Origin of the sequence: Streptomyces sp. HNM0574, assembly GCF_012726235.1 — a bacterium.
GTDB lineage: Bacteria > Actinomycetota > Actinomycetes > Streptomycetales > Streptomycetaceae > Streptomyces.
On the sequence record NZ_JAASAH010000013.1, the window covers coordinates 122,707 to 135,442 of the forward strand.

A 12,736-nucleotide genomic window follows, 5' to 3' on the forward strand; every position below is an offset into this window, starting at 1 on the left:
GACGATGCGCTCCCGGCTGTTACGCGGCGATGAACGGCCGCGCACAGCCGCGTACGGCGCACGGCAAGAACCGGCCGCGGCATCCGTCCGGTTGACCAGGCGCGGGGGGAGCCGAGTCGGGCTGTACGGGACGGATGCCGCGGCCGGTGGTCTGTGCGCCGCGCGGGGCGGCGGCCACGGGCGGCGGCCGGGGCGGGTCAGCCTGCCACGGCGGCCACCTCGTCCTCCGGGAGTTCGGCGGCGAGCCGTTCGGTCAGCCGGACGACCTCGCTGACGTGCCCGTAGGAGCGGGCCACCGAGGCGGCCGTGGTGCGCAGCCGGTTGTTGACGCGTTCCGAGCGCAGCTGCTTCGCCACCCCGATCGCCTCCCCGGCGCTGGAGGCGCATCGTTCCGGCTCCCGCTGGAGCAGGTGCACGTTCGCCATGCCGATGAGGTTGAGCGCGTAACTCCGCTGGTGGCCGCCGCCGTCGGCCTCCTGGGTCTCCTGCCGGAACAGTTCCACGGCGCGCTCCATCGCGGGGCGCGCGAGGGAGGCGTAGGCCGGGCTGCGGCCCGAGGAGTAGGCGAGGTCGTGGTACGAGTGCGCGGTCTCGGCGCTGAGTTCGGCCTCGGAGAAGAAGCGGATCCAGTCCGGGTCACCGTCCCCGGCGCAGACGTCCTCGAAGGTCTCCTCGGCCATCCGCACGGCGCGCTTGCACTTGCCGGGCTGGCCCATGTTCGCGTACGCGCGGGCCTCCATCGCGTACAGCATGGCCTGGGTGCGGGAGGTGGCGCCCTCGCGGGAGCCGTACTGGCCGAGGTGGATGAGCTCCAGGGCGTCGTCGGGCCGCCCGAGGTGGATCATCTGCCGCCCCATCTTGCTGAGGACGTACGCGCCGAGCGGCCGGTCGCCGGCCTCCTTGGCGGCGTGCAGGGCGAGGACGAAGTACTTCTGCGCGGTGGGCTGGAGGCCGACGTCGAAGCTCATCCAGCCCGCCAGCTCGGCCAGTTCGGAGGTGACGCGGAACAGCCGCCGGGTGACGGCCTCGTCGTGCTGTTCCTGGAGCAGGTCGGTCACCTCGTGCAGCTGCCCGACGACGGCCTTGCGGCGCAGCCCGCCGCCGCACTGCGCGTCCCAGCGGCGGAACATCACGGTGGTCTGCTCCAGCAAGTCCAGCTCGGGACCGGAGAGTTGGGTCCGGTGCCGGCCGTCCTGCGCGGCGGCGGAACGGTTTCCCCCGCGGTCCTGCGGGGGCAGCCGGAGCACCTGGCCGCCGTCGGCCGTCCCGCGCGGGCCCATGGCGGCCTGCGGGGTGCCCATGCTGCCGGTGGTGGCGGTGTCGAAGCCGGGGTGCGCGCCGGTCTGGGGTACGAGCCAGCGCTGCATGGGCTCGATGAGCGCGGGCCCGGCGGACATCGTCAGCGAGGTGCCGAGGAAGCCGCGCCTGCCGAGCATCAGGTCGCCGCGGGTGAACTCGCTGATCATGGCGACGGTCTGGGGTCCGGCCCAGGGCAGGTCGACGCCGGAGGCGGCGGCGGACTGGCGGGCCGGGCGCAGCCCGAGGTCCTCGACGGGGAGGACGCAGCCGAAGCGTTCGGAGAACAGCTCGGAGAGGATGCGCGGGATCGGCTCGCGCGGCTGTTCGCCGTCGAGCCAGCGGCGTACGCGCGAGGTGTCGGTGCTGATGTGGTGCGCGCCGAGCTGGCGCGCCCTGCGGTTGACCTGGCGGGCGAGCTCGCCCTTGGACCAGCCGCTCCGCAGGAACCACGAACCCAGCTGCTCGTTGGGGCGCTTGTCGCTGTCGCCCACTGATCACGCCCCCAATCGGCCTGTGCCGCCTCGGTGTTGGCCGTGCCCGGCCCCACCCGGCGGCGCCCCGGCCCGCGCCCCGACGGCGCGGTGCCTCCGGCATACCCGCATCGCAGTCCCGGACCCCCGAACTCCCGGACTGTGCACACCGAAAGTAATCCTACGATCACGCCCAGCGCGAGGCCGATTCCAGAAACGCCACCATTCGCCACCCCTTCGAATGAACCCCTCCGGCACCGCAGCCGCTTCAATCGACGCATGGACGTGACAGGGCTCCGGACAGGGCGCCTCACCACTCGTCACTGTACGCATCACCGTCGTAACCATCGGCACACAGGACCCGTTGGAGGGAGCATGGGCTTCACGATCGGCGCCATCGGCGGTCTCAGCGGCATCCGTGAGTTCCGGGAGCTGCGTCCCGGCTCCCGCCGTCGAAGCCACGCCTCCGCCTGCACCGCCGTCGCGGAGTGCACCGGACTGTGGGGCTGGCCGGTGGTGCCGGGCGCACGCGCCGTCCGAACCGGCGGGCGCACGGAGTGCTCCTGCGGAGCGCGCGCCTGCCCCTCCCCCGGCGCCCACCCGCTCGACGCCTCGCTGGAGGTCCCGGCCGGCGCGACGCTCGGCCAGGCCACCGAGGCGTGGACCCAAGTCCCCGGCGCCACCCTGCTGTTGCCCGTCGGCCGCTCCTTCGACGTGATCGAGGTCGCGGAGGACTCGGCGCACCGCGCCCTCGTCCGGCTGGAGCGGATGGGCCTGCCGCTGGGCCCGGTGGCGGTCACCCCGCACCGCCGCGCCTGGTTCTTCGTCGCCCCCGGCGCCGCGGCCGAACTCCCGCAGCTGCTCTACCGGATGGGCTGGGACGACGCCGGGCTGGACCTGCGCGGGCTCGGCGCGGGCGACCACGTCACGGCGCCGCCGTCCGACCTGGCGGGCCTGGGCCCCGTGCGCTGGCTGCGTCCGCCGACGCTGGAGGGCGCGGGCAAGCCGCCGCAGGCCCGCCTGCTGCTGGGCACCCTCGCCTACGTCTGCCACCGCTCGGCCGCCTGAACCGCACGCCCGCACACGACAGGTGCCCCTTCCCGTCATGACGGGAAGGGGCACCTGTCGTCGGTCCGGCCGCCGGTGACGGCCCCGTACGCGGCTAAGACGCCGGGCGCGCGGCCCATGTCTCAGTCGCCGTCGATGATCGCGTCGACGAAGGCCTCCGGCTCGAACGGCGCCAGGTCGTCGGGGCCCTCACCGAGGCCGACGAGCTTGACGGGCACGCCCAGATCGCGCTGCACGGCGACGACGATGCCGCCCTTGGCGGTGCCGTCCAGCTTGGTGAGCACGATGCCGGTGATGTCCACGACCTCGGCGAACACCTTCGCCTGCACCAGGCCGTTCTGGCCGGTGGTGGCGTCCAGCACCAGCAGCACCTCGTCGACCGGGCCCTGCTTCTCGACGACGCGCTTGACCTTGCCGAGCTCGTCCATCAGGCCGGTCTTGGTGTGCAGCCGGCCCGCGGTGTCGATGAGGACGACGTCGGCCGAGGCGTCCGTGGCCTCCTTGACCGCGTCGAAGGCGACGGACGCCGGGTCCCCGCCCTCGGGCCCGCGCACCGTACGGGCGCCGACCCGCTGACCCCAGGTCTCCAGCTGGTCCGCCGCGGCGGCGCGGAAGGTGTCGGCTGCGCCGAGCACGACGGACTTGCCGTCGGCGACCAGGACCCGTCCGAGCTTGCCGCTGGTGGTGGTCTTGCCGGTGCCGTTGACGCCGACGACCATCACCACGCCGGGCCGGTCCACGGCGCCGCGCGTCTCGGTGTGGACCGTGCGGTCCAGGTCGGGGCCGACGAGGGTGAGCAGCTCCTCGCGCAGCAGCGCGCGCAGCTCGTCCGGGGTGCGGGTGCCGAGCACCTTCACGCGCTCGCGCAGCCGCTCGACCAGCTCCTGGGTGGGGGCGACGCCGATGTCGGAGGTGAGGAGGGTGTCCTCGATCTCCTCCCAGGTCTCCTCGTCCAGGTGTTCCCGGGAGAGGAGGGTGAGCAGGCCCTGGCCGAGGGTGCTCTGCGAGCGGGAGAGACGGGCCCGCAGCCGGACGAGGCGCCCGGCGGTCGGCTCGGGGGTCTCGATCTCCGGAGCGGCGGGCTCCTCGGGAGCGGCGACGGCGGTGTCCCCGCCGGGCTCCTCGGTGAGGGTGTCGGATTCGGGCAGACCGACCTCGGAGATCGGCCTGCGTGATTCTTCGGGCGCACCCTCGGCGTCCTCGCCGACGTGCGGCTCGGCAGGCGGCGCGGTGACGGTCGGGGTGGCGGACTCCTGCGGTGGCAGCGGCTTCTTCTTGCGGCCGCTGATCACGAGCCCGCTGATCGCGCCGAGCGCGATCACGGCGATGATGACAGCGAGGATGACGGTTTCCATAGGGTTCCCCATCCTATGGCGTACGTCCGCCGCGGCCCGTTCCTCCCGGCCCGTACGGCAGGGGCCGCCGCGCCCTTCCCCCTTCGCGCCCGCGCCGCTACCGTCCGCGACTGTGACTGTGATGAGCGCTGTGCGATTCAACCTCGTCGACCCGGCCCAGGACGACCCGGCCACCCCGCGCGGGCGTACCCGGGAGCGCTACGCGGCGGCCCTGGAGATGGCCGAGTACGCGGACGGTGCCGGTCTGACCTCGGCCATCGTCGAGGAGCACCACGGCTCCCCGGACGGCTGGCTGCCCGCGCCGCTGACCCTCGCCGGGCTGCTGCTGGGGCGTACCCGGCGGCTGACGGTGCTGGCCTGCGCCGTGCTGGCGCCGCTGCACGACCCGCTGCGGCTGGCGGAGCAGCTGGCGGTGCTGGACCTGGCCGGCGGCGGGCGGCTGACGACGGTGGCGGGCATCGGCTACCGGCCGGAGGAGTACGAGGCCGCGGGGGTCCCGTGGGCGGAGCGCGGGCGGCGGCAGGACGAGGTGCTGGAGACGCTGCTGGCGGCGTGGACGGGCGAGCCGTTCACCTTCCGCGGCCGCACCGTCCGGGTCACGCCGCGCCCGTACTCGCCACCGTCCCGGATGCTGTTCGCGGGCGGCACCTCGCGTCCGGCCGCGCGCCGCGCCGCCCGGCTGGGGCTGCCGCTGTTCACGGCGGCGCACCTGCCCGCGCTGGAGGCGTACTACACGGAGCGGTGCGCGGAGTACGGCACCGAGGGGATGTGCGTGATGCCGCCGGGCGAGGCGGCGATGCTGCACGTCACGGAGGACCCGGAGCGGGCGTGGGCGCGGCTGGGCGGCCACTTCCTGTACGAGGCGCGGCGGTACGCGTCGTGGCAGACGGCGGCGACGCAGTCGTCGCTGGAGTCGGCGGCGGGCAGCGTCGAGGAGCTGCGCCGGGAGGGCATCTACCGGATGGTGACGCCGGACGAGTGCGTCGAGCTGGCGCGGTCCACGGGCCAGGCGACGCTGCATCCGCTGTGCGGCGGGATGCCGGTGGAGGAGGCGTGGAGCTCGCTGGAGCTGTTCGCCGACAAGGTGCTGCCCCGGCTCGGTGAGTGAGCCGGGGCAGCACCTCGGGGTGGAGACGGGCGGCGGGGTGGGTCAGCCCATCTCCTCCAACGCCTTGCCCTTGGTCTCCGGCACCCACTTGAGGATGAACGGGATCGAGAGCAGAGCGAAGACGGTGTAGATCACGTAGGTGACCGACAGGTTCCATTCGGACAGGCTCGGGAAGCTGGCCGTGATGACCCAGTTGGCGACCCACTGCGCCGAGGCGGCGATGCCGAGCGCGGCGGCGCGGATCCGGCTGGGGAAGACCTCGCCGAGCAGGACCCAGACGACGACGCCCCAGGAGAGCGCGAAGAACAGGGTGAAGACGTGGGCGCCGACGAGGGCGACCATGCCCTGGAGGTCGGGCAGCGAGACGTTCTCGCCGGAGCCGGTCTTGGAGGCGAAGGCCCAGGCGACGACGCCGAGCGAGACGGCCATACCGACGGAGCCGATGAGCGCGAGCGGCTTCCGTCCGATGCGGTCGACGAACATCATCGCGATGACGGTGCCGACGATGTTCACGATCGAGGTCGTGAAGGAGTACAGGAACGAGCTGCTCGGGTCGATGCCGACGGACTGCCACAGCGTCGACGAGTAGTAGAAGACCACGTTGATGCCGACGAGCTGCTGGAACAGCGAGAGGCCGATGCCGATCCAGACGATGGGCAGGAAGCCGAAGCGTCCGCCGAGCAGGTCCTTGAACGTGGACTTGTGCTCGCTGTGCATCGCGTGCTCGATCTCGGTCAGCCGCTCGTCGAGACCGTCGTGCTCGCCCTCGACGCGGGCCAGGACCTCACGCGCCTGCGCGCTGCGCCCGGCGGAGATGAGGAAGCGGGGCGATTCGGGGATGACGAAGGAGAGCACCAGGTAGCCGACGGCGGGCAGCACCATGATGCCGAGCATCCACTGCCAGGCCTCCAGCCCGGCGACCGTGCCGCGCTGGTCGCCCCCGGCGAGGTTGAGGATGCCCCAGTTGACGAGCTGGGAGACGGCGATGCCGAGGACGATCGCGCCCTGCTGGAAGGAGGCGAGCCGGCCGCGGTAGCGGGGCGGTGAGACCTCGGCGATGTAGGCCGGGCCGATGACGGAGGCCATGCCGATGGCGACGCCGCCGAGGACCCGCCACATGGCCAGGTCCCACAGGGCGAAGGGCAGCGCGGAGCCGATGGCGCTGACGATGAAGAGGAGCGCGGCGATCCGCATGACGAGGATGCGGCCGAGCCGGTCGGCTATTCGGCCCGCGACGGCGGCGCCGATCGCACTGCCGATCAGCGCGGCGGCGATGACCTGCGCGAGCAGTGCGGACCCGATCTCGAAGCGGCCGCGGATGGCCTCGACAGCGCCGTTGATGACGGAGCTGTCGTAACCGAAGAGGAAGCCGCCCATGGCTGCGGCTGCGGCGATGAAGACGACGCGGCCGATCGGAGTCGGCGCTGCGCCCGCCTCCGGCTGCGTCACCTGCGCGGTAGTGGTCAAGGTGCTCTCCTGCGTTTCCCGGCGTCGCTGCCGGGATCGGTTCGTCGCCTTCGGGGTGGACCACAGGGACCCGCGCCACCGCTTGAAGGTAAAAGTGACGATGCCGAGACTATGCCTTCAAGTCCCGAAGTCAATAGGGAGTACGTCACGCGTTCAACCAGTACGGAACCGACGCCTTCGTCAGGCGCATTCAAGCTGTGAAGTACCCCGGGAAGAGGCCCGCGGCGGGACGAACGTCACGCCAGACGCTGGCTGATGACCTTGGAGACGCCGTCGCCCTGCATGGACACCCCGTACAGCGCGTCGCCGACCTCCATCGTCCGCTTCTGGTGCGTGATGACGATCAGCTGCGAGGAGTCCTTCAGCTCTTCCATGATCCGGATCAGCCGCTGGAGGTTGGTGTCGTCCAGCGCCGCCTCGACCTCGTCCATCACGTAGAACGGGCTCGGCCTCGCCTTGAAGATGGACACCAGCAGCGCCACCGCCGTCAGCGACCGCTCCCCGCCCGACAGCAGCGAGAGCCGCTTGACCTTCTTGCCCGGCGGACGGGCCTCCACGTCGACACCCGTCGTCAGCATCGAGTCCGGCTCCGTCAGCACCAGCCGCCCCTCGCCGCCGGGGAACAGCCGCGCGAAGACGCCCTCGAACTCCCGCGCCGTGTCGTGGAACGCCTCGGTGAAGACCTGCTCGACCCGCTCGTCGACCTCCTTCACCACCTGCAGCAGATCGGCGCGGGTCTTCTTCAGGTCCTCCAGCTGCTCGCCGAGGAACTGGTGCCGCTCCTCCAGCGCCGCGTACTCCTCCAGCGCCAACGGGTTGATCTTCCCCAGCTTCTGGTACGCGCGCTCCGCCGCCTTCAGCCGCTTCTCCTGCTCGGCCCGGACGAAGGGGACGGGCGTGTTCCGCGGATGCTCCGGGTCCTCGGGCAGCTCCTCGCCCTCCGCCGGCGGGGACGGCGGAACGAGCACGTCCGGACCGTAGTCGGCCACCAGCCCCGCCGGCTCGACCCCGAGCTCCTCCAGCGCCCTGGTCTCCAACTGCTCGATCTTCAGGCGCTTCTCGGCGCCGATGACCTCGCCCCGGTGCACCGAGTCCGTCAGCTTGTCGAGCTCGTCCTTGAGCTCGCGGCCCGCGTTCCGCTCCTCCTTCAGCGCGCGCTCCCGCTCGGCGCGCGCCGCGTCGGCCGCCTCGCGCTCCTGCCGCGCACGCTCCACCGACGCCTCGACGTGCGCGAGCAGTTGCCGCGCCCCGTCCGCCACCGCACCGGCGACCTCCGCCTCGTGCCGCATCCGCGCGCGCCGCTGCTCCGCACGCGCCCGCGCCTCACGCTCGGCGCGCGCGCCCCGGTCCAGCGAGTCCGCACGCCCCGCGAGCGAACGGACCCGCTCCTCGTGCGTACGGACCTGGAGCCGCGCCTCCATCTCCGTCTGCCGCGCCTGCGCGCTCTCGTCGGTGAGCCGGTCCCGTACGGAGGTGTCGGGCTCGTCGTCCTCCGCCTCGTCGGCCTCCTCCGCGACGGCGAGACGTTCCGCCAGCTCAGCGGCCTCGGCGGTGGCCCGCTCCAGCGCCTCCCGCGCCGTCGCCACGGCCTTCGCCGACCGCTCGGCCTCGCCCTCGGCCGCCCGTGCCTGCCCGCCGAGCCGGCCCAGCCGGCCTGCGGTCTCGGACTTCGCCCGGTCCGCCTCGCTCCGGCGCGCGGCCACCTCCTCCAGCGCCGCGGCACACTCCGTACGCCGCTGCCGCGCGCTCTCCTGCGCCGCCTCGGCCTCCTCGGCCCGCGCGGCCAGCCGCTCCAGCTCGGCCGCCGCCTCGTCCACGGCGGCCTGCGTCTCCAGCAGACTCGGCGCCCCGCCGGAGCCGCCCTGCGCGAAGTGCGCCCCGAGCAGATCCCCTTCGACGGTCACCGCCGTCGCGCCCGGCCGGTGCGTGACGAACGCGACGGCCTCCTCCAGCGACTCGACGACATGGACGTCCCGCAGCAGCCGCCGTACGGCGGGCAGCAGTTCGGCGGGCCCGCCGACCAGCCCGGCCGCGGACCGCGGCAGGCTCCCGTCCCCTCCGGCGTCGGCCCCGTCCGCCTCCTCGGCGGAGCCGCCGAGCAGCAGCGCCGCGCGGCCCGCGTCGTCCTTGCGCAGCACCCGGATCGCCTCGGCCGCCGCGCGCGGCCCGTCGACGGCGACCGCGTCGGCGGCGGCACCGAGCGCGGCGGCGACCGGGACCTCGAACCCCGGGGTGACGGTCAGCAGTTCGGCGGCCGGGCCGAGCAGCCCCGTGAGCCGGTCGCCCGCGGAGAGCAGCGCGCCCGTGCCGTCCTTGCGGCGCAGGCCCAGGGCGAGCGCCTCGCGCCGGGCGGCGGTCGCGGCGCGTTCCCGCTCGACGGCGGTGGCGGCGTCGCGGGCCGCGGCCAGCGCGGCCTCGGCGTCGGCGAGTTGCGCCTTGGCCTCCTCGTGCCGCGCGGCCAGCTCCTCGTCGCCCTCGGCCAGACCGCCGACCTCCGCCTCCAGCGCCTCGTACTCGGCCTTCGCCTCCGTCGCCCGCTGCTGCGCCTCGTCCCGCGCGGCGGCCAGCCGGTCGATCTCGGACTGGGCCGAAGCGGCCCGCCCGTGCGCGGCGTTGACCTGCCCGCGCAGCCGGGCCAGGCCCTCGCGCCGGTCGGCGATGGCGCGGGCCGCGTCCTTCAGCCGCCGCTCCTCGTCCCGCAACTGGCGCTCCAGCTCGGCCCGGTGGGCGACCGTCTCGTCGAGCGCGTCCGACGCGGCCTCCAGCGCGGCCTCCAGTTCCGCCTCCTGCTCACGGACCCGGGCGGCCTCCCGCTCCATGTCCTCCGGATCGCGGCCGCGCCGCTCCTCCTCGGGCCCGGCCGACGCGTGCTGGAACCGCTGCTCCGCGAGCCCGACGGTGCCGCGGACGCGTTCGGCCAGCTGCGAGAGCTCGTACCAGGTCTGCTGGGCGCGCTCCAGACGGGGCGTCAGCGTCCGTACCTGCTGCTCCAGATCGGCCTCGCGCCGCATCGCCTCCTTCAGCCGCGCCTCGACGGCCTCCTTGCGCTCCTTCAGCGCGGCCTCGTCCTTGACCTCCTCGCGGAGCGCTTCGCGCAGCGTCACGAGATCGTCGGCGAGGATGCGCAGCCGGGCGTCCCGCAGGTCGGCCTGGATGACCTGGGCGCGGCGCGCGACGGCGGCCTGCCGCCCCAGCGGCTTGAGCTGGCGCCGCAGTTCGTCCGTCAGGTCCTGTACGCGGGAGAGGTTGGCCTGCATCGCGTCGAGCTTCCGCAGCGCCTTCTCCTTGCGCTTGCGGTGCTTGAGCACACCGGCGGCCTCCTCGATGAAGGCCCGGCGTCCCATCGGGTCGGCGTGCAGCACGCCGTCGAGCTGGCCCTGTCCGACGATGACGTGCATCTCACGGCCGATGCCCGAGTCGGAGAGCAGCTCCTGGATGTCGAGCAGTCGGCAGGTGTCACCGTTGAGCTGGTACTCGCTGCCGCCGTTGCGGAACATGATCCGCGTGATGGTGACTTCGGCGTAGTCGATGGGCAGCGCGCCGTCGGCGTTGTCGATGGTGAGGGACACCTCGGCACGGCCGAGCGGTGGCCGCCCGGTCGTGCCGGCGAAGATGACGTCCTCCATCTTGCCGCCGCGCAGCGACTTGGCTCCCTGCTCCCCCATGACCCAGGAGAGCGCGTCCACGACATTGGACTTGCCGGAGCCGTTCGGTCCGACGACGCAGGTGATCCCCGGCTCGAAGCGGAGGGTCGTGGCGGAGGCGAAGGACTTGAAGCCTCGCAGTGTCAGGCTCTTGAGGTGCACGGCGTCGGACTCTACTCGTCGCTTCCGGTTTCACCGATGAAGGTGCAGGGCACATCAGACGGTAAGCCGGACCGGGCAGCACACACCTCAGGACACAGCGGGGAGAGGCGGATCCGAAATGACGAAGGGACGCCGTGGCGTCCCTCGCAGATTTCCTCGGACGGATGGTGTCAGCACCTGATCCGGCCCATGCGGGCAGGTCAGGTGAGGACGGGCTCCGCCTTGGATACGTCGATGCTGTCGACATCAAGCACCGAGTCGTGCCGGGCGGCGGCCGACAGCGCGTCGTTCTCGGCCTGCATCCGTACGAGCTCGGATTCCAGGTCCTGGACGCGCTGCTGAAGCCGTCGCATCTCGGCGAGGACTCGGGGGTCAGAACCGCCGACGTAACCGAGAAGCGCCTTTGCCATGATGGAAGGTCCTCCACACTGAATGACCGCGACCGAAGCGGTGGTGGGTCGAGGGAAATCGCACCCGCAGTGTCTGCTCTGTACTTTTCCTCAGGGCCAAACAGCCCAGGTGCGCGGGGATTCCAGAGTCTCACCAAATAGTTGGACGGTCAACACGATCACACCCCACAGGCCCGGCCTGCCGCGGCTCAACGGCGCTCAGCGCCGGAGTCGGCAGCCGGTGGGGAAGCGGTAACGATCTTCTGTGGCTGACTCGTGGCGGCAGCCTTCCACGCCACGGCCTGGATGGCAACCGATGTGGATCACCGAATCGCGAAGCCGTCGTAGCCTCCGCGTGGTTCGCCCCAGATTTCCGTCACACCGTCCACCCGCCCGGGAGTGTCGCCCTCGCGCAGCCACGCCAGGAGCCGCTCGCAGTGCTGCCGCTCCCCCTCGGCCACGATCTGCACGCGTCCGTCACCGAGGTTGACCGCGAAGCCCTCCAGGCCGCCGACGCGGAGTGCGTTGGCGCGGGTGAACCAGCGGAAGCCGACGCCCTGGACGTGGCCGCGCACCCAGGCCGTCATCCGCGTCGGCGTGCCGGGGTCCCGTACGTCCGTTGCCGTCGTGGCTGCCGCTGTCACCGCTGGTCCGCTCCTGTTCACCGCGTGCCGGGCGCCCGGCGGCTGGTGCCGCGGGCGCACCGGGAACGCTATCCGGACAATTCTCCGACGAACACATCGGAGTCCTCCGCCATGCCGTACAGTCCCGCACCAACAACCCCCACGTTCATGGGTTTCCGGTGTGGGTTGTGACGACCGTGCAACGCCGAGCCATGTGAGGACAGCCGAGATGGGCCGCCACCGACGCGTCACCCCAACTCCCGTTCCCCCGCCCGCCGTCGACGGTGACCCGGGCGGTTCCGGGGTGCCGGACGGCCCGCGTCGCAGGCGGGTGCCGGCGCCGCTGCGGACGGGGCTGGCCGGCGCCTCGGCCGTGGTGGCGATGGGCGCGGTGGCGGTGGCCTCGGGGCTGATACCCGGGCCGGGTTCACCCGGCGGCACCCAGGACACCGGCGAACGCGTCCGCGCCGACGGCCCGGCGGACACCGAGGCGCGCGCCCTCCCCTCCCCCTCCGGCTCCTCCGCCTCCGCTTCCGCCGACGCGCAGCGGGACGGACGGGACGCGGAGGACGGCGCGGACCGGCCGGGCGGGCGCGGGGAGACGGCGAAGCCCTCGTCGTCCGGGGGCTCGGCCTCCGCGGAGGCGAGTCCGTCACCATCCGCAACTGATCCATCACAGCGGGCCGATGAGGGGGAGCGCGGCGGCGGTTCCGCGAGCGGGGGCGGCGCACCGGCCTCGCCCGCGGGGGACGGCGGGACGTCCGGTCCGGCGAAGGGGGTCGAGGCGGAGGTGCTGCGGCTGGTCAACGAGGAGCGGGCCGAGGCGGGCTGCAAGGCCGTGACGGCCGACTCCGGACTCGCCCGCCTGGCACGGGAGTTCAGCACGGACATGGCCGAGCGGGACTTCTTCAGCCACACCACACCCGACGGCAAGAGCCCCTGGGACCGGGCCGAGGCGCTCGGCATACCCCGCCTCGGCGGCGAGAACATCGCCAGGGGACAGGCCGACGCCGAGGCCGTGATGGAGTCCTGGATGAACAGCCCGGGGCACCGGGAGAACATCCTCAACTGCGACTACCGCACCCTCGGCGTCGGCGTGCACCTCGCCGAGGGCGGCCCCTGGTGGACGCAGGACTTCGGCTTCTGAACGC

9 protein-coding genes are annotated in these 12,736 nt (G+C 73.0%); 3 read left to right on the forward strand and 6 right to left on the reverse strand.

Annotation, left to right across the window (positions count from 1 at the left end):
- Nucleotides 1-197 precede the first annotated feature (197 nt).
- A complete protein-coding gene (locus tag HCC30_RS21280; RefSeq protein WP_169444229.1) occupies nt 198-1,790 on the reverse strand; it encodes a hypothetical protein in 1,593 nt (530 codons plus the stop codon).
- Nucleotides 1,791-2,144: 354 nt separating this feature from the next.
- On the opposite strand from HCC30_RS21280, the gene HCC30_RS21285 reads away from it, so the two are divergent.
- A complete protein-coding gene (locus HCC30_RS21285; protein ID WP_169444230.1) occupies nt 2,145-2,837 on the forward strand; it encodes a bifunctional DNA primase/polymerase in 693 nt (230 codons plus the stop codon).
- 122 nt (nt 2,838-2,959) lie between these two features.
- On the opposite strand, the gene ftsY is transcribed toward HCC30_RS21285, so the two are convergent.
- Complete coding sequence (gene ftsY, locus HCC30_RS21290) at nt 2,960-4,192, reverse strand: signal recognition particle-docking protein FtsY (RefSeq protein ID WP_169444231.1); 1,233 nt, start codon at nt 4,190-4,192, stop codon at nt 2,960-2,962.
- 121 nt (nt 4,193-4,313) lie between these two features.
- Here ftsY and HCC30_RS21295 point away from each other — a divergent pair, with 121 nt between their 5' ends.
- Nucleotides 4,314-5,300: an LLM class flavin-dependent oxidoreductase gene (locus tag HCC30_RS21295; RefSeq protein WP_169444232.1), complete on the forward strand. Its 987-nt coding sequence runs from the start codon at nt 4,314-4,316 to the stop codon at nt 5,298-5,300.
- A 42-nt stretch (nt 5,301-5,342) separates the two neighbouring features.
- Here the strand turns inward: HCC30_RS21295 and HCC30_RS21300 are convergent, their stop codons facing one another.
- The 4 genes from HCC30_RS21300 to HCC30_RS21315 all read right to left on the reverse strand — a co-directional run bounded on the left by HCC30_RS21300 (nt 5,343) and on the right by HCC30_RS21315 (nt 11,549).
- Nucleotides 5,343-6,767 carry a sugar porter family MFS transporter gene (locus HCC30_RS21300; protein WP_169444233.1) on the reverse strand — a complete coding sequence of 475 codons (1,425 nt, stop codon included), beginning with the start codon at nt 6,765-6,767 and terminating at the stop codon, nt 5,343-5,345.
- 236 nt (nt 6,768-7,003) lie between these two features.
- On the reverse strand, nt 7,004-10,573 hold the full coding sequence (smc, locus tag HCC30_RS21305) for a chromosome segregation protein SMC (protein ID WP_169444234.1): 3,570 nt from the start codon (nt 10,571-10,573) through the stop codon (nt 7,004-7,006).
- Nucleotides 10,574-10,773: 200 nt separating this feature from the next.
- Complete coding sequence (locus HCC30_RS21310; protein WP_169444235.1) at nt 10,774-10,983, reverse strand: hypothetical protein; 210 nt, start codon at nt 10,981-10,983, stop codon at nt 10,774-10,776.
- A 302-nt stretch (nt 10,984-11,285) separates the two neighbouring features.
- Nucleotides 11,286-11,549 carry an acylphosphatase gene (locus HCC30_RS21315; protein ID WP_169444278.1) on the reverse strand — a complete coding sequence of 88 codons (264 nt, stop codon included), beginning with the start codon at nt 11,547-11,549 and terminating at the stop codon, nt 11,286-11,288.
- 265 nt (nt 11,550-11,814) lie between these two features.
- Between HCC30_RS21315 and HCC30_RS21320 the strand changes: the two genes are divergently transcribed.
- Nucleotides 11,815-12,732 (forward strand): CAP domain-containing protein, encoded by a 918-nt coding sequence (locus HCC30_RS21320; RefSeq protein WP_206324121.1) that lies wholly within the window; start codon nt 11,815-11,817, stop codon nt 12,730-12,732.
- Nucleotides 12,733-12,736 lie beyond the last annotated feature (4 nt).

What these genes read in the sequence shown, in the direction of transcription:
- HCC30_RS21285 (WP_169444230.1), top strand. Translation starts at nt 2,145, where the DNA reads ATGGGCTTCACGATCGGCGCCATCGGCGGTCTCAGCGGCATCCGTGAG.
- ftsY (WP_169444231.1), bottom strand. Translation starts at nt 4,192, where the DNA reads ATGGAAACCGTCATCCTCGCTGTCATCATCGCCGTGATCGCGCTCGGC.
- HCC30_RS21295 (WP_169444232.1), top strand. Translation starts at nt 4,314, where the DNA reads ATGAGCGCTGTGCGATTCAACCTCGTCGACCCGGCCCAGGACGACCCG.
- HCC30_RS21310 (WP_169444235.1), bottom strand. Translation starts at nt 10,983, where the DNA reads ATGGCAAAGGCGCTTCTCGGTTACGTCGGCGGTTCTGACCCCCGAGTC.
- HCC30_RS21315 (WP_169444278.1), bottom strand. Translation starts at nt 11,549, where the DNA reads ATGACGGCCTGGGTGCGCGGCCACGTCCAGGGCGTCGGCTTCCGCTGG.
- HCC30_RS21320 (WP_206324121.1), top strand. Translation starts at nt 11,815, where the DNA reads ATGGGCCGCCACCGACGCGTCACCCCAACTCCCGTTCCCCCGCCCGCC.